Source organism: Chryseobacterium kimseyorum, from assembly GCF_025971945.1.
GTDB classification, from domain to species: Bacteria; Bacteroidota; Bacteroidia; order Flavobacteriales; family Weeksellaceae; genus Chryseobacterium; species Chryseobacterium kimseyorum.
In genome coordinates this window covers 52,903-70,788 of sequence record NZ_JAPDHW010000012.1, presented here as the reverse complement: position 1 = coordinate 70,788, position 17,886 = coordinate 52,903, and the positions used below count along the sequence as shown (strand labels likewise).

General features: G+C 36.6%; 13 protein-coding genes. 8 read left to right on the top strand and 5 right to left on the bottom strand.

The features are described from left to right. The first annotated feature begins 84 nt into the window (after positions 1-84). Complete coding sequence (locus OMO38_RS15750; RefSeq protein ID WP_264751144.1) at positions 85-2,415, top strand: TonB-dependent receptor; 2,331 nt, start codon at positions 85-87, stop codon at positions 2,413-2,415. A 115-nt stretch (positions 2,416-2,530) separates the two neighbouring features. Beyond that, positions 2,531-3,340: a DUF4249 domain-containing protein gene (locus tag OMO38_RS15745; protein WP_264751143.1), complete on the top strand. Its 810-nt coding sequence runs from the start codon at positions 2,531-2,533 to the stop codon at positions 3,338-3,340. Positions 3,341-3,455: 115 nt separating this feature from the next. Here OMO38_RS15745 and OMO38_RS15740 read toward each other — a convergent pair whose 3' ends face one another. After that, positions 3,456-4,418 (bottom strand): bifunctional helix-turn-helix transcriptional regulator/GNAT family N-acetyltransferase, encoded by a 963-nt coding sequence (locus tag OMO38_RS15740; protein ID WP_264751142.1) that lies wholly within the window; start codon positions 4,416-4,418, stop codon positions 3,456-3,458. Positions 4,419-4,707: 289 nt separating this feature from the next. On the opposite strand from OMO38_RS15740, the gene OMO38_RS15735 reads away from it, so the two are divergent. The 4 genes from OMO38_RS15735 to OMO38_RS15720 all read left to right on the top strand — a co-directional run bounded on the left by OMO38_RS15735 (position 4,708) and on the right by OMO38_RS15720 (position 10,036). Continuing rightward, the gene (locus tag OMO38_RS15735; protein ID WP_264751141.1) at positions 4,708-5,301 is read left to right on the top strand and encodes a (2Fe-2S)-binding protein; all 594 of its coding nucleotides are present in this window, start codon (positions 4,708-4,710) and stop codon (positions 5,299-5,301) included. After that, positions 5,298-6,275, top strand: a complete 978-nt coding sequence (locus OMO38_RS15730) for an FAD binding domain-containing protein (protein ID WP_264751140.1) — start codon at positions 5,298-5,300, stop codon at positions 6,273-6,275. The genes OMO38_RS15735 and OMO38_RS15730 overlap by 4 nt, the downstream gene beginning before the upstream one ends. A 35-nt stretch (positions 6,276-6,310) precedes the next feature. Then, positions 6,311-8,521, top strand: a complete 2,211-nt coding sequence (locus OMO38_RS15725) for a xanthine dehydrogenase family protein molybdopterin-binding subunit (RefSeq protein WP_264751139.1) — start codon at positions 6,311-6,313, stop codon at positions 8,519-8,521. Positions 8,522-8,815: 294 nt separating this feature from the next. Beyond that, on the top strand, positions 8,816-10,036 hold the full coding sequence (locus OMO38_RS15720; RefSeq protein ID WP_264751138.1) for a PQQ-dependent sugar dehydrogenase: 1,221 nt from the start codon (positions 8,816-8,818) through the stop codon (positions 10,034-10,036). A 131-nt stretch (positions 10,037-10,167) separates the two neighbouring features. On the opposite strand, the gene OMO38_RS15715 is transcribed toward OMO38_RS15720, so the two are convergent. From OMO38_RS15715 to OMO38_RS15700, 4 genes are all read right to left on the bottom strand, one after another. Beyond that, on the bottom strand, positions 10,168-10,764 hold the full coding sequence (locus OMO38_RS15715; protein ID WP_264751137.1) for a Crp/Fnr family transcriptional regulator: 597 nt from the start codon (positions 10,762-10,764) through the stop codon (positions 10,168-10,170). Positions 10,765-11,329: 565 nt separating this feature from the next. Then, positions 11,330-13,813: a hypothetical protein gene (locus OMO38_RS15710; RefSeq protein ID WP_264751136.1), complete on the bottom strand. Its 2,484-nt coding sequence runs from the start codon at positions 13,811-13,813 to the stop codon at positions 11,330-11,332. Positions 13,814-14,009: 196 nt separating this feature from the next. Then, positions 14,010-14,513, bottom strand: coding sequence for a hypothetical protein (locus tag OMO38_RS15705; protein ID WP_264751135.1), 504 nt, complete (start codon positions 14,511-14,513; stop codon positions 14,010-14,012). Then, entirely contained in the window at positions 14,510-15,100 is a 591-nt protein-coding gene (locus tag OMO38_RS15700; protein ID WP_264751134.1) for a class I SAM-dependent methyltransferase, read from the bottom strand. The genes OMO38_RS15705 and OMO38_RS15700 overlap by 4 nt, the downstream gene beginning before the upstream one ends. A gap of 287 nt (positions 15,101-15,387) precedes the next feature. On the opposite strand from OMO38_RS15700, the gene OMO38_RS15695 reads away from it, so the two are divergent. Both OMO38_RS15695 and OMO38_RS15690 read left to right on the top strand, forming a co-directional pair. After that, a complete protein-coding gene (locus OMO38_RS15695; RefSeq protein WP_264751133.1) occupies positions 15,388-16,524 on the top strand; it encodes a 1-acyl-sn-glycerol-3-phosphate acyltransferase in 1,137 nt (378 codons plus the stop codon). A 632-nt stretch (positions 16,525-17,156) separates the two neighbouring features. Further along, on the top strand, positions 17,157-17,879 hold the full coding sequence (locus OMO38_RS15690) for an NUDIX hydrolase (protein ID WP_264751132.1): 723 nt from the start codon (positions 17,157-17,159) through the stop codon (positions 17,877-17,879). Positions 17,880-17,886 lie beyond the last annotated feature (7 nt).

Genomic DNA, 17,886 nt, shown 5'->3' with positions numbered 1-17,886 from the left:
ATCCGTTTATTCACTTTCAAGTCCACTTAATAAAAGCTTATCTTTAGGCTTTCAAATAAACTATTTTCTTAATAACATTGAAGAATGCAAGCAATCTATTGTAGAATTTTTGCCACCATCGGGCTTTCGGTTTTCAGCATCACTGCTTATGCGCAGGATCGGAAAACAATCAGCGGAACTGTACGGGACGGAAAGAACGGTGAACTCGTAATCGGAGCCACCATTAAAGTTGAAGAAGATCCCAGCATCAATATTACTGCTAATGAATATGGTTTTTATTCGCTTTCTCTGCCACAGGGAAATTATACAATTGCTGTGGCCTACGGTGGTTACGAGAATTACAGACAGACTGTACAGCTAGATCAAAATGTAAAATTAGATTTAATTTTAACTGAGCAGAAAGAAAAAGTTTCACAGATTGAAGAAGTTGTGATTTCTGCTGTAAAAAAAGATAAAAACCTGACGTCAGCTCAAATGGGAACCGAGACGCTGAGCATCAAAAGTATAGAAAAACTTCCTGTTCTGTTTGGTGAAAAAGATGTTTTAAAAACCATTCAGCTCTTACCGGGAATCAAAAGTAATGGAGAAGGAAGCAGCGGATTCAGTGTAAGAGGAGGCGCAACCGATCAGAATTTAATTTTACTGGATGAAGCTCCGGTTTACAATGCATCACATTTATTAGGATTTTTCAGCACTTTCAACAGCGATGCACTGAAGGATGCCAGCATTATTAAAGGAAACAGCCCGGCACAGTATGGCGGCCGTCTTTCTTCTGTCATGGATGTGAAAATGAAAGACGGAAACAACAAAGATTACAACGTTAACGGAGGAATTGGTTTGATCAGCAGCCGATTGAGTGTTGAAGGGCCCATTCAGAAGGAAAAATCTTCGTTCATCGTGTCGGGAAGAAGAACGTATGCCGATGTTTTTCTGAAAGCAACGGATGATTTTAAAGACAGTAAGCTTTATTTTTATGATTTAAATTTAAAAGCAAATTACCAAATCAACGAAAACAACCGTCTTTATATTTCAGGTTATTTCGGTAGAGATGTTCTCGGATTGGGCAATACATTTTCTACAGATTGGGGAAATACTACGGCTACCCTGCGGTGGAACAGCATTATCAACAGCAAGTTATTCTCCAATACTTCATTCATTTACAGCAATTACGATTATAAAGTAAGTCTCACGAGCAATGACAATACCTTCGGATTGGATTCACAAATTCAGGACTGGAATCTGAAACAGGATTTCTCATGGTTTGCAGGCAATAAACATTCCATTCGTTTCGGCTTACAGTCTATTTATCATACAATTACGCCGAGCAGTGCTTCAGGAACGAGCATGAGCAGCTTTCCACGAAATTCAAGATATTCTTGGGAAAATGCACTGTATATCAATGATGATTTTAAAGCAACAGAAAAGCTGACCCTGAACTATGGTTTAAGATTATCAATGTTCAGCGTTTTGGGCGGTGATACTTTTAATACCTATGACAACGGAGTTTTGACAGACAGTGAATTTTTAGAAAAAGGAAAATTCGGGAAAACGTATGTTAATCTGGAGCCGAGAATTACGGCTAACTACAGAATCAACGAAGTCAGCAGCATTAAAGGTGGATACGCGAGAAATACTCAGAACCTTCACTTACTCAGCAACAGCAGCAGCGGAAATCCTACCGACCAGTGGATTGGAAGCAGCTACTCGGTAAAACCTGAAATTGCAGATCAGATCAGTGCCGGATACAGCAGAAATTTCAACAATAATAATTACGAGATTAATGCAGAAGTTTATTACAAATCGATGCAGAATCAGATTGATTTTAAAAACGGTGCCGAAATTACTTTCGATGCCGCAGCCGATGTGGAAGGAGAATTGTTATTTGGAAAAGGCAGAGCATACGGTTTAGAAATCATTGCAAAAAAGAAAAGCGGTAACCTTACCGGCTGGATTTCTTACACATTATCAAAAACTGAAAGAAAAATAAACGGAATCAACGATAACGATTGGTACAACGCAAGACAGGATAAAACCCATGATTTATCGGTGGTTGCAACCTATGAACTCAATCAGAAATGGTCTTTCTCAGGATTGTTTCTGTACAGCACAGGAAATGCAGTGACTTTCCCTACCGGAAAATATGAGTTGCAAGGGCAGACGATCTTTCAGTACAGCAAACGTAATGCAGACAGAATGCCTGCTTATCACAGAATGGATTTGAGCGCAACGTACGAACCCAATAAAAACAAACGTTGGAAAAGCTCATGGTCTTTCGGAATTTATAATGTGTATGGGAGAGAAAATGCCTATACGATAGCTTTCGAAGATAATCCTAATAATCCTGGAACCACGCGTGCGATACAGACTTCGCTCTTTAAGTTTGTACCGAATATTACGTATAATTTCAAATTTTAAAATTTAAATCAATGAAATCGCCATGATTGAGAGAAACAGAAATCAGTCAAGTGAAGCGGTTACATGACTTGTCTGGATTTTACGGGATGAACTTTAAAAAACATTTAAATTACTTATGAAAAATATATTTTTAATAATTGCCTCACTTTTTTTTCTGACGGGTTGTGAGAAAGAAATTGACTTAGATTTAGACGATCAAAGCGGAAATATTGTAATAGAAGCAAATGTTACCGATCAGGCCGGACCATACTATGTGAAAATTACAAAATCAGTTGCCTTTACAGAAAATAATACATATCCTGCTGTTGCAGATGCAGTCGTAGTGCTCAGCGATAACACAGGACAGACGGAAACTTTACAGTATGTAGGCGACGGAATGTACGAAACAAATTCTTTCTCGGCAGTTTCAGGAAGAACATACCATTTGAAAGTATCAGCAGAAGGAAAAGAATATTCTGCCAACAGTACGATGCCTGCACCGGTTGTACTGGAAGATCTTCAGCAGGATTCGTTTTTGGTTGCAGGGGAGTTATCGTATACACTTCTGCCTGTTTTTACCGATCCACCCACGTTAGGGAACAGGTATCTTTTCACGTACCGGTTGAATAATAATCCACATAAGATGTTTGAAGCATTTTCTGATAATGTCAACAACGGAATGCTTAATCAAAGACCTTTGCTGCTTCCGAATGACGATGAAGATGGTGAAAGCGAAAAAACAAAAGTTGGTGATACGATCTATGTAGAAATGCAGTGTATTGATACCAATGTATTCACTTATTTTTCTTCACTGTTGCAGATCATTGATGGTGGTGGTCCGGGTGGCGGAATTACTCCATCAAACCCGCCAAGCAATATCAGCAATGGAGCTTTGGGATATTTCTCAGCACATACGGTAAGTAAAAAAAGTTATGTGATTCAGTAAATAAAGAATCAGATTATTTAAATGAAAACATCAAAATTTACTTGATAACCAAAGTGAATTTTGATGTTTTTTTATTTTAAAAGGCTAAGTCAATAGCGGAAAAGTCACTTTTAAATTAACTTTTTTTCAGATCTAATTCCATCTGAATATTACACCGCTCATAAGGCGTTGGCCTACCTGTAATTTTCTCAAATCCCAATTTATAATAAAGATTGATCGCAGGTTTCAGAATCGTATTGCTTTCCAGGTATAATTTTGATGCTCCGAGCTCTGTAGCTTTCTCAATAACGGATTTGCCTAATAAAGTTCCGATACTTTTACCCTGAGCTTTTGGTGATACGGCCATTTTAGCCATTTCATAATCATAATCAGGATCATTCATTTTTATCAGTGCGCAAACTCCAAGCGGTTCATCCTGATACAAAGCGACTAAAATTTTTCCACCCTGATTTAAAATATATTCTTCCGGATGATCTAATGCTTTGTAATCAGCTTCTTCCATTTTAAAATAATTAGAAATCCAATCTTCATTCAGGGTTCTGAAGGCAGATTGATATTTCGGTTGGTATTCAACAATTTTCACATCTTTGCTTTCACGTTTTTTCTTCTCATCCAGCACTCTTTTCAGCAACGATTTTTGTTCCAGTAAAAATTCCCATTCCGCAACAGCCTCCCAGAGATTATGAGTTGCCTCATCGATAAGACCTTTAACTGCATGATCAATATCTATACACTGCACATTGATAATCTTATCTGAAATGTCAACGCCTTTTTTACTTAACCCTACGACATTTCTGCGCTTGTCATCAGATTTTATATTGGCGTCAATCAATCCGGCAACAGTCATTTCTTTAATTATTTTTGTTACTGACGGTTGCGAATGACCAATTTCCTCCGCCACTTCGGTAATCGTCTTTCCGCCTTCTTCGGCTAAAACAAAGAGTACAGGAAACCATTTTGGTGAAAAGTCGATTTCATATAATTCGTAGATCTTTGCTGCATCGTCAGTCATTTTTGCTGTCAACAGTCTCAGTCTGCTCCCCAATGCCATTTTTCCTGTCTTGTTAAAAAATTCCATAGATCAAATTTAAATTTTAAATAACTATTTATATAACTGGTTATGCAAATGTAGTAAAATATTTTTAATTGAGATTTCATGCTGTTTCCAAATTCATGTTTTTTAAACATATCGTATTATCGTTTGATTTTTAATTTATTTCCATTATAAATTAGACTGTCAATCAGTAAGTTTAGATTCAGTTCATATTTTTTGCATAAAGTTTTCATTAAATTTGATATAATTGAATAATTCATTCAAAACTATTTCATTTAATTAATTCAGCCTTCTCACAAAAAAATTATCAGATATGTCTGACTCTACCCATCAAAGCAGAAGATCTTTCCTGAAAAGTACAGCCATTGTTGCAATTTTCGCTTCAATACCAACTTCTGTAAAAGCTTTTTATCAGGATGTAAAAGACTTCATTCTCCCGAAGAAAAGTATCTTACCCATCAAAATTTCTGTCAATAAAAAAATACACGAAATTAAAACTGACAGCCGTTCAACATTACTGGATGTTCTGCGCGAGAATCTTGATCTTACCGGAACAAAAAAAGGCTGTGACCACGGTCAGTGTGGTGCCTGCACGGTTCATATCGACGGCGAAAGAGCATTGAGCTGTCTTACCTTAGCAGCAATGGTTCCCGGAAAAGAAGTAACCACAATAGAAGGATTATCTACCGGGGACAAGCTTCACCCAATGCAGGAAGCCTTTATAGAATGTGACGGTTTCCAGTGTGGCTACTGTACACCCGGTCAGATCATGTCTGCAGTTGCGTGTGTCAAAGAAGGGCATACCAATTCTGTTGAAGAAATAAAAGAGTACATGAGCGGAAATCTCTGTCGTTGTGGTGCATACAACGGAATTGTTGAATCTATCCAAAAAGTTGCTGCATTATGAAACCATTTACATTTGACAAAGCAAAGTCTTCTGCTGAAGCTTTGAAATTAAAAGTTGCAAACCGCGATTTTGTCGCTGGAGGAACGAATATCGTTGATCTTCTTAAGAAAAACATTGCACAGCCAGACGGAATTGTAGATGTCACTACAGCATTATCCAGTGAAATCAAAATGTCTGAAAAGTCAGTTCATTTGGGTGCAATGGTTCGAAATACGGCTTTGGCGACGAACGCAGATTTACTGAGAAATTATCCGTTAATTACTAAAGCAGTTTTAGCTGGAGCTTCCCCGCAGATCAGAAATATGGCAAGCACGGCAGGAAATTTACTGCAGCGTACGAGATGTCCGTATTTTTATGATCTAACCACTCCCTGCAACAAAAGAAAGAAGGGTAGCGGTTGCAGTGCACTGAATGGAGATAATAAAATGAGTGCGATTGTGGGTTACAATGACCAATGTGTTGCTGTTCATCCTTCAGATCTCTGTATTTCTCTCAGCGCTCTGGATGCCAATGTTCACGGACTGAATTCTAAAAATGAAAAGTTTATAATTCCATTTAAAGATTTCCACAAACTGCCGGAAAATACGCCGTGGTTAGATAATAATTTACCTCAGAATTCCGTCATCACACATATTGAAGTTCCGAAAAATGAATTCCATAAAAAATATGCCTACGTGAAACTGAGAGAACGTACTTCTTACGCTTTTGCCATGATTTCTGTAGGATCAGCTCTGCAAATGGAAGGAAATACCATTAAAGACGCAAGATTAGCTTCTGGTGGTGTTGCCCACAAACCGTGGAGATGGTATGAAGCGGAAGACTACCTGAAAGGTAAGCAGGTGTCTGAACAAGTATTTAAAAAAGCTTCAGAAATCGCGACTGAAAAAGTAAAACCTCTGGCTCACAACGGGTATAAAGTTCCGATGCTGAAAGGGGCGATTGAACTGGCTTTGCAAAATGCATCTAAATTATAAACAGTTTTATTTCTAACAATTTAAAAAGAAAAAACATGGGATTTTTTGACGATAAAACTGATTTCGTACTTCCTGTTGAAGGTCGCGTAGAAGGAATTGCAAAGGTAAAAGGACAGGGAAAATATGCCGCCGAATACAAAGTAGATCATGTTTGCCATGCAGTTTTGATCACAAGTGACGTCGCATCAGGAACAATCAAATCGATTAATACAGATGCTGCAAAACAGGCAGAAGGATTGCTTGATATTATTTCGCATCTTAAAAAACCAGCAGTTCCGGGATTTGCCGATGAGACTAAAATAAAAGAATCGAAATTTGGACTTCCGGTTTTCTATACAGATAAAATTTATTTTAAAGGACAGCCTGTTGCCATGGTGATTGCTGAAACTTTGGAAGAAGCTACCTACGCTGCATCTTTGGTGAAGGTAGAATACACAGTTGCTCCTTTTGAAGTTGATTTTAGTCAGGCTAAAAATAAAGTTGAACTAAAATCTGCAGGAAAAGAAAGAGGTGACGAAAAAAGCTGGAGTAATTCACCATTTACAGTAGATCAGCAGTACAATATAGCAGCTGAAATTCATAATCCTATGGAGATGCATGCAACGATTGCACATTGGTATGCGGATGATAAATTAAGATTGCACGATAAAAATCAGGGTGTTAACGGTGTGCAGAAGACTTTTTCCGGACTTTTCGGAATTCCCACAGATAATATACAGGTTATCAGTGAATTTGTAGGCGGAGGATTTGGATCAGGCCTGAAAGTCTGGCCTCATGTTTTAGCTGCCATCTTGGGAGCAAAGCAGGTGAAAAGACCTGTCAAATTAATGCTCACTAGACCTCAGATGTTTCACTCAGTGGGTTACAGACCTGCATCGTGGCAGAGAATAAAATTAGGTGCCAATCAGGATGGTAAAATTACCGGAGTTTTGCATCAGGCAAAAAATGGCTGTGCATTATACGATCCGTTCAGTGACGGAATCACGCGGGTAACAAGATTGATCTATCAGTTTGATAATCTTAAAACTGAAAATGCGGTTGTTCCGTTAAATCTGAGCGCACCAACCTGGATGCGTGGCCCTGGCGACTGTACAGGAGATTTTGCCGTGGAATCTGCCTTAGATGAATTAAGCTATCAGTTGAAAATGGATCCTGTAGAACTCAGATATAAAAATTTAGCCATTGAGAAAAATCCTGAAACCGGATTGCCCTGGTCTACAAATTTCCTGAAAGAAGCAGTAGAAAAAGGAGCTAAAATGATTAGCTGGAATTTACGTAAACCAACTCCGGGAGCAACTACTGAAGGCGATTGGAAAATTGGCTACGGAATGGCTGTAGGAATGTGGAATGCAGGAAGAAATAAAGCCGGAGCAGGAATTAAAATGACCAAAGACGGAAATATTGTTTTACAGACTGCAATGACTGATATCGGGACTGGAACCGGTACCGGAATGGTGAATATTATGCATGAGCGTTCAGGTATTTCCAGAAATAAAATAAAAATTGAACTGGGAAATTCAGATTTGCCGCCAGCTGGAAGTCAGGGTGGAAGTACAGGATTGTCGTCCATCAGTGGAGCGGTTGCTGCAGTTTGCGATGCTTTGAAACTGAAGCTCGCTGAATATGCCTCCGGTTCAAATCAAAAGTTTAAAAATGCTGCTGTTGCAGATATTATCCTTTCAGATAAAGGAATTTCCTTTCAAAAAGAAGGTGAGAGTTTCGTTTCTTATCAGGATATTTTCGCTAAAAACAATTTATCAACAGTAGACGTTGAAGCTACCTCAGAGGCAGGAGAAGAAAAGAAGAAATTTTCTTTCTGTTCTTCAGCTGCGCATTTCTGTAAGGTCAAAGTAAATACGAAAACCGGGAAAGTAGTGGTCGATAAAATGGTTGTTGTGGTCGATGGCGGAAAAATTATCAATCAAAAACCTGCTGCCAACCAGATTTCGGGAGCTGCAGTCGGTGGAATTGGAATGGCTTTGATGGAAAAAATGTCTGTCGATGAAAAGTTGGGAAGCATTATCGCTAACGATTTGGCCGGATATCATTTTCCTGTTAATGCCGATGCGCCAATTATTGAGGTGGCATTTATCAACAAACCGGATTTAAATCTAAATCCAAGCGGTGCTAAAGGCTTGGGTGAAGTAGGAATCATCGGGGCAGCTCCCGCGCTCGCCAATGCGATCTATAATGCAACAGGTAAACGTTTCAGAAATCTTCCGATTACTCCGGATCAGTTTTTTTAGTTTAAAATTATTTCAAAATAGTGTCCCTTTTAAATTCAGTGAATTTGGAAGGGATTTTTTTTAGCGAAGTTTTAATTTTTTTTCATCATTGTAAAGATTTAGTTTTCATTTGATTTTCAATAAAATAATGAAATGAAACTTAAAAACTAATGAAAAAATTAAATTAATAATCACCTATAAATCTATTCAAAAAACTCTATTGGCTTAAACTTTGATGCTTTCGTTACATATTTCGTAATCATAATACGATTATTAAATTAAAACCAAAATCACTAAAACACCAAAATTTTATTTATGAAATGTAAACTGCATTACTTAATGATGGCATCGTCGATGTTTTTAATCAGCTGTTCAGACGATCTTGAGATCGGAGAAGGAAACATTTTCCCTCCGGTAGAAACCAATCCTGCAAACACCACTTATGCACCGGCATTCGCAGGACAGACCAGAATTAATGCTGTGAAAACAACAACGCCTTATCAGAAAACATTAGTAACATCTGCACTTTCATCTCCCTGGGGAATTACCGCTCTTCCTGATGGCAGACTTCTCATCACACAGAAAGCAGGAACCATGAGAATTGTTACCAGTACAGGGACAGTAGGAAATCCTATCACAGGTCTTCCTGCAGTAAATTCTACAGGTCAGGGTGGTTTATTAGGACTATGTATTGATCCTCAGTTTTCAACAAACCGAATGGTTTATTGGGTTTTTACAGAAAATGTTACAGGGGGAACTCAAACCGCAGTCGCAAAAGGGAGATTATCAAATTCTGAAACCACGATTGAAAACCCAACTGTAATTTACAGGGCAAATCCTTCAGCATCTGTGGGAAATCTTCATTATGGCGGAAGAATTTTATTTGATTCATCAGGAAATCTTTTTGTGAGCACAGGAGAACGGTCTGATCTGTCTACACGTCCTTTGGCACAGTCGGTTACTGCAGCGATTGGAAAGATTGTACGCATTACGAAAGATGGTCAGCCAGCATCTGGAAATCCGACCTTCAGTCAGTCCGGAGCACTTCCTGAGCTGTACAGTATCGGTCACAGAAATCCGCAGGGATTGGCAATTCATCCTGTAACGGGTGATCTTTGGCAGGGTGAACACGGGCCGCGAGGTGGTGATGAGATCAACCGTATTCAGGCTGGAGCAAATTACGGATGGCCAACCATTACATATGGAATCGAGTACAGTGGTGCTGTGATTGGTGGAGGAATTCAGCAGCAAAACGGTATGCAGCAACCGGTATATTATTGGGATCCTGTAATTTCGCCGAGTGGAATGACATTCTATAGAGGAAATAATATGCCTGAATGGCAAAATAACCTGTTCATTGGCTCATTGAGCGGAAAACATATTGCGAGATTAGTCATTGAAAACAATAAAGTTGTAGGTGAAGAGCGTCTGCTCGCTGATGAAGATCAACGTTTCAGAGATGTTACACAAGGTCCTGACAATGCACTTTATGCAGTAACCGACGAGGGAAGACTGTATAAAATCAATAAGCAGTAAACAGTCAAATGAAAATAAAATAACCAAAGGCGCCTCAAATTGAGGCGCTTTTTTTGTGATCGTATTTTAAAAACATTTTATCGGAAAATAATAACGTAAATTTCTGTATTCATCACTAAGCTTCCGGTTATTTAGTAAAAAATCTTTCGGTTTTCTATCTTCAGCATATTTTTACTCTCCATTTTTTTAATTGCTCTGATCACAGTTTCTACACGTAAACCTGTGGTTGAGGCAAGTTCCTGTCTTGTAAGAAGTATTTCAAAAGAGTGAGGAGTTTGGTTGTCGTCAAAACTTTTTAAATATTTTAAAATTCCTTCCAGTCGCACTTCCGGATTGAGCGACGCGTTGTTCTGAACCATAATGAATTTATGATACAGTCTCTCTGCTAAAAATTTATTAATATCGACAGAAATTGAGGGATGGTCTTCAAGCATCTTTTTAAAATTCATCTTCGGTATCTTCAAGACATTTACAGGGGTCTGAACGACAGCGTTTACAGGGTAATGCTCGTCAATAAAGAGCATCAGTTCGCAGACACTTTGCCCGGCGGTGAGAACAGTCTGTATAAACTCCTTCCCGTCACTGTCAATATGGTTGAGCTTCACTCTGCCGGAAGCGAGCTGATAATAAAATTTTGGAATACCTCCTTCATGAAAAATCAATTCAGGTGACTTGAATTTTTCATTGATGGCACCGTAGGAGATTAGGATTTTTTCGTCGACTAACATTTTTTTGGTTTGTTATAGTTTTTAAAATATGACTTCTATTAAAGCAGAAAAGCAGCCTTAAAAGACTGCAATAATTATCTAATGCGATGATTTTAATTTAAAAGTAAAAGTCTTTTTTTTTACAAAGTCTGCATTCTCTCTTTAGTTTTTATAATCTCTCAGCGAGGTGATTAAAGATTCTGTTTTTTGTGGAATTGGCAGTTTCAGCAAACACTTACAATTTGTTTTTTGCAATGCTCAATATTATTTACTAAAGTTAGTTTAATATTTGCCTTTATGTATCAAATTAATATTTTTATTTAATCACTCACAATTTTTATGGAATTTTGTTAGGAATGTTTTATTTTAATCTAAATAATGAAAAGCTTACCATAGTCACTTCCTAGTTGCAAGATTAAGGTTTCAATCCATTTCGACCTTCCACGTATAATAAAAAAAAGCCTTCTCTTGGAGAAGGCTTAAAAACACAAATGATGAAAAAAAATTTACCATTAGAATGGCATAACTCTACAAATGTAAAGTAAATTATTGGTTATCCTTATGGTCTTAATCATCTTTTTTTATTTTAGATGAGATATTTTTTCAATCCTTCCATAATTCCCTGCCAAAGCATGCTGAAAAAACTTCGGTCAGCTTCTCTCTTTTTCTCGATGACAACGTGATTCGGTTCGCCGGTAGATTCGTTTTTCACAAACCAGTTCGCAACTTTGCTCAGAAGCTTTCTTTCGTTCCCTTTTTTGTTGAGTAAATTCACATACATTTCGTTGTATTTGAAATAGAAGTTTCCTGCAATTCCTGCATTACTTCCATAGTAATCAAACTTTAGGTAATCAATATTCCCATCAAGTGTTACGTTAAGATAGGGTCTAACAAAAAGATTAACATTATCCGCCGAAAGCTTTAGAATTTTACCATTGATTGTAAATTTATCTTCAGGATTTAGCACATCAAATTTCCAGTTAATTGTAGTGTCAGCGCTTCCGTAAAACGCAAAATTGGCGTCAGCATTTATAGTCGTTGGTCTGCCTTTGATTTTTCCGTTATTTACATTGGCAATATTTATTGCGAAACGGTCGAAAGTAAGTTTCCCGGGAATTTGGCTGTTTTCTGCATCTTCTTCATAAACCAGGCTGGAATTCTTAATGGCAACATTTTTTATGAACATCGGAAGCTTTACAGCACGAAGTTTTTTGCTGAACAGGTATCTCGCATCATTATCATCAGGCGGCGCAAGGTCATGATAAATATTACAGTTCAGACCATCGATGTCAACTTCACTGATGTCAATCACAGGATTTTTAAATAATTTCGAATTCGAATCGGTAATCCCTATTTTTTTGATAGTAATGCTGTAAAGATCTGTCTCCTTCGCAATCACCTTACTGAATGCAGCACGCGAATATTTAGGAAGATACTGCAGATTCTTCATTTCTGTCTGCTTCCCTGTATTTTTCATCTCCCCAACTTTCAGTGTGTAATATTTTCCTGCATCAAGAAAGACTTTCTGCGCAGAGATTAAATGATTATTAATTTTGAATGGTAAATCATTTTTAAGATATGAATTTCCTGAAACAATACGATTCAGCTGAACATCAAATTTCCCGACAGACATTTTCTCCTTTCCCTGGCTGGTCTGTGCAAATTTGCCATTCGAAATTTTAATAAATCCAAGGTTTAAAGCAAATTCGGGTGGAGTAGTGTCAGATTTTTTCTGCTTTGATTTTTGGCTTGCAGAAATGATTTTAATGTCCGGAGTTTTAATCTCCAGTCCGTCTACCTGAACGTTGAGTTTCTGGCCAATGTATTTGGTTCTATTATTAATGATCTTTATTTCTTCTGTATCAACGTTGAAAAGATCTTTATGAGCACTCTTTCCCAGGGCGATCATCTGAAATTTTTCAATTAAAATATCAGAGTTTTTAGAAGAGATCTTCTTAATTTTTACAGCCTGCAAACTGTTGGCTTTCAAATAAATGTTATCTGCCTCAATATCGTGATTCGTAAATCTGAAAGGAATTTTTTCTTTCACTGTATTTTTATCAAAAACAATGTCGGTCAATTTAAAATTAAAATTATCTACAGATGCTGTTTTATCTTTATTCGCCTGTAGAACAACAATTTTACCTTTCTGAAAATCAATATTTTTCATCCCGATTTTCATTTCCACTTCTTTCGGGTTTTTCTCTTTCTCAACGGTGTTTTTCCCGGTTGAAGTTACCTTCAGGTCGGGCTGTGTGAAGATGATATCAGAAACAATCAATGAATCTTTACTGATGTTAAAATCTTTTGCCAAAAGACGTTCAGATGCAAAGTCAAAAACATTTTTAGAATTATACTTTGAAGGGTCTTGGATTGGAACCAAATGAAATTTTCTTAAATCTAAAGTTTTATTAGCCGCGAAAATTTTATCTGAATTAATTTGATAGAAGTCGTTGACACCGATTTTCACATCCTGCGCATCTATTTTAAATTCTTTAAATGCAAGAGGGATTTTTGCTTCATCATCATTTTGCTGAATATCTTTAAGTTTAATATTGATATTTTTCCCTTTAAATACAGGCTTGCCTTCTGCGTTGATGATGTCAGCAAACACGTTACTCAATACGATATTATTGATATGGATATCGGTTTTTTTTGAAGATTTCTTTTCTTTATCAGATTTCGGTGCCAATCTCATTTCCACAGTAGAATCATACAGTAGAAACTGATCAGCATGATAAGACTTGCTGAAAAGTGCTTTCCAAACGCCAAAATCGCGGATTTCTATCTTTTTTATTCCACCTTTAATCTGCGTTATCTTTTTATCTTCAGGATTTTTGGTCGAAATTTTAAGGTCGGTTGCGGTAAAATCACCAGACAGTAAACTGAGATCAAAATTTTTAAGCTCAAGTTTGTAAGGAGTTTTTTTATTGATCAGATCCGGTAGCTTTTTCTGAAGGTAAAAGTCGAGTGCAAATGGGAACACTGCGATAAGCGCTAGAACAGTTATTGTAATTCCCCAAAACCATTTTTTGCGATTGGTTTTCGGACTTGAGTTGTTTTTTTTCATCGGTGAGTAGTTCAGATGATTACGCTAAACAAAACGTATTCCAATTCGCTTAAGTTGCTGTTATAAATGTGATTTTTGCATCATTTTTAGTTAAACAATGATAGATGTGAATCATAATGATCAAAAGAATTATTCACATGAGAAAAATAATAATAAAATCGAAAATTTTGAGTGACAATAAATTTATATTCATCGATTACTTCCACACATGAGCAAGATAGACAATGAAATAGGTTGCAGTACAGATTATACTTCTTTTGTTAAAGGGTTTGAGCCCATTTTGTTCTTCATCATTAAACCTAATACAATAATGGGCAATCGCCCAAAAAACTACTGAAACACCGATGTCCCAGAAATCAAATCTTCCGTTGGTTAGATCCAAAAGCTGAAAAAATTCCAGGCCGACTGAAAATATAAGTGGTAAAAAAAGTAAATCAAATTTTATATCGTTGATTTTCAGATATAGATTTTTCGAAGTTAGCGTAATGCAGAAAACCCAAAGTCCTTCCGGTAAAGAATTAATAATATGTTCATTAAGAGTAACCGTACTGACAATACTGTCTTTTAAAATTTCAAAACGTTCACGGGAAAGTAGAGAAATAGCAAGTTTGGTAACAACGGTATTTTCAGTCCGGTAGAACAGATAGATAAAAAGACTGATCAATAAAGCAAGCAGAATGATGATGTAGTTTTTTTTCATGCTTTACAGTAAATTAACAGTTTAAAATATGAAAATGTACCAAATCTGATTTCTTCCAAAAGCTTCAATTTGCTTATGGAATTCAGACTTTCAATATGGAATACTGATTTAAAATGAAGTATTTTTGAGAATGGTTGGAAAGAATAATCAACATATTTTAGCCAATTATTGGGTGTAAAATGATTTAGAATAAATATTTTTCCATCTGGCTGTAGTACTCTGTATGCTTCTTTCAACAGTCTGCCGGGATTGTCAACTACTGCAATAGTGTGAGATAAAACCACATAGTCAAATGTTTCATCCTCAAACAAAAGATTTTCACCGTCCATTTGAAGGAGTTGAGTGCTGTCCGCCACGTGATTTTTTGCAATCTCAAGCATTTTCAAAGAAGTATCAATTCCTGTGACAGCATGAGTTTTATATAGAGGCAGATGAGTTCCGTTACCCACGCCGATTTCGAGTAATTTTCCAAAAGGCTGCCTGTTGATTTCATGAAATAACCTCTTTTTCTGAGGTTTCAGGAAAAGGTCTATCAGTGGATAAAATATTGAAAATTTATTGTAAAAATTAGCAGTCTGTTTATTCACTTTTTCGAAACATTTGTGTAATATTTTTTCATCAATCGTGCACAGAAAAGGTTAGAAGACAGTTCATAAAAGTTTTAATGTATTCAACTTTTAAATTCAGCATATCCATTTTCAGTGAATCTAAAATACTTAAAAAAGTTGACATAGGAAAAATGCTTTGAATTTCCTGAGACTGCTTATCATAAAAAGCACACATATTCATTACATACAAATGTCTTTAAAAGTTAATAGGGAGTCTTCAATAATTTTTTGTTCTTTTGCAAACTGAATTAAACCTTAATAATTTCATGTCGAAGTTCGATGATATCAGACCGTTTGATGATAGTGAAGTCAATGAAGCTGTGCAAAGTATAGTCCGCCATCCAATGATGAAAGCGCTGATGAATTTTACCTTTCCGGAAACAGATGAAAATATTTGGGCAGAAAACTTAAAGAAAACTGAGTCAATTGGTGATTTTCAGAAGAATTTTATTTCGCATACCATACATAAGATTTTAGAGACCAGCTCTCAGGGACTGACTACTTCAGGGTTTGAAAATCTTGATAAAAATACAGCCTACCTTTTCGTTTCCAATCACAGGGATATTGTTTTAGATACCTCACTTTTGAATTTGGTGCTTTTAGAAAAAGGTTTTATCATGACTTCTTCAGCAATTGGTGATAATCTTGTGAAACAGACTTTTCTCCATGTGTTAGCGAAGCTGAACCGTAATTTTTTGGTACAGCGAGGTTTGCCTCTCCGTGAGCAGCTGAAAAGTTCTCAACTGATGTCTGAATATATTTACCAGCTCCTGAAAACCGAAAACCGTTCTGTCTGGATCGCACAGCGCGAAGGCCGCACCAAAGACGGAAATGATGCTACACAGCAGGGTGTATTAAAAATGCTTGCCATGGCTTCAGACCATGTTTCACCTTCTGCTTTTTTCAAAGATTTAAAAATTGTTCCACTGTCGATTTCCTATGAGTATGATCCTACCGATGTTCTGAAAATGCCCCAGTTGGTCGCCAAACAAAAGGATGAGGTCTATGTGAAATCTAAAGATGAAGATTTTACCACTATGATGAGCGGAGTACTGGGTCAGAAAAAGCGCATTCACCTTCACGCAGGAAATGTTCTCTGTGCTGAGCTCGATGATTTGGAATCTAAATCTGACAATAAAAACAAACAACTTCAGGAAATAGCGCAGATCATTGATCAGTCGATCATCCAGAATTATCAGCTGTGGCCAACCAATTTTATTGCATACGATTTACTGTACGATACCCATCAATACTCAGAAAATTATACAGAAAAAGAAAAGCAGCTGTTTGAACGCCGACTTGAAATGCGTATCGATATCGATGATGAAATTTTGAGAAAAGGTTTTTTAGCAATGTATGCGAATCCTGTCGCGAATAAAATCAAATATACGGTTAATCAGTAGGCATTACAGTGAGCTTCATCAATCACCTCTTAATCATCTTTAAATAAATCTTTCTATCAGTGTAAGTTTACCTACTTAACTGGTGGCTTGAAGAGTTATATGATCATCTACCCAAACAAAAAAAAGACAAAACATAAATGCTTTGCCTTTTTCAATATTAAAGATTTTGTGTGGTGTGAAGTTTATCTATAAGTCAATTATTTGTAATTCACGTATATTTTCAAGTAATCTCAAAGCTGTATCGCTTTTTAATTTCTTTAGTAAAGATAGATGAGAAAACAGATGGATCCAAACGTTTGTGGTGCTGATTTATAAATTTTTACGTAGAAATTTATCAATTCTTCTGCTGTAAATTTATCCTATCGTATTGATTTTTAGTTAGTTATATTTTTATATATTATTTGTTTTCTAGTTTTAAAAAAAGGTTTATAAAATCAAAATTTGAGGGAGAATTAGGGGGTGTTGAAGTGACTTTTTAAAAGAAACGACGAACAATATTTATAAAAATTACACTCCATCACTTAAAATTGGTCTAATTCAAATCTTCGAAATTCTCAAATCTGTTTTTGCATTGTAAAACCCGCGGTCACTTTTTTGTTTTTTTATTTCATCTGAATTTTTATATTTGTCACATGAGTTCGAGTTTTATCCACACTTATGTATCTGTCGACTGCGTCGTATTCGGGTTTGACCGCGAAAATCAACTGAATATTTTATTGGTTCAGCGACACCTGAGCAATGTTCCGGAACGTCAGAAAAGACTTCCCGGAAGCCTTATTTTAAGCGATGAAGGTGTTGATGATGCTGCGCAACGTGTACTGCATGAGCTCACAGGTATCAAGAAGATGGTTTTGAAACAGTTTAAATGTTTCGCAGATCCTAAAAGAGCCAGCAACGAACTTGATATTCAGTGGATGGAGAAGGAATACAAGCGGGATATCGACAGAATTATTACCGTGGCCTATCTTTCTTTATGTAAAATCGATCACAAAATCAACAGCACAAAGTATGACACCGTAGACTGGTGCCCGATTGATAAAGTGCCGTCGTTGCCATTTGATCATAATAAAATCATCAATGAATCGTTAATAGAAATCAGAAAATGGATCGAGTCTGACTTTTCAATTATTTTCGAACTTCTGCCTAAGAAATTCACAATAAGACAGCTGTATCAGCTGTACATTGCGTTGAACGAAAAATATATTGACATTAAAAATTTTCATAAAAAAGTTTCTTCATTTAACTACATCATTCCGTCGGAGGAAATAGAAGTGAATGTAGCGCACCGTGCGGCAAGATATTATAAATTTGATGCAAAGCTTTACAAAAAGAGCAATAACAAACTCATAAAGTAATGTTCGC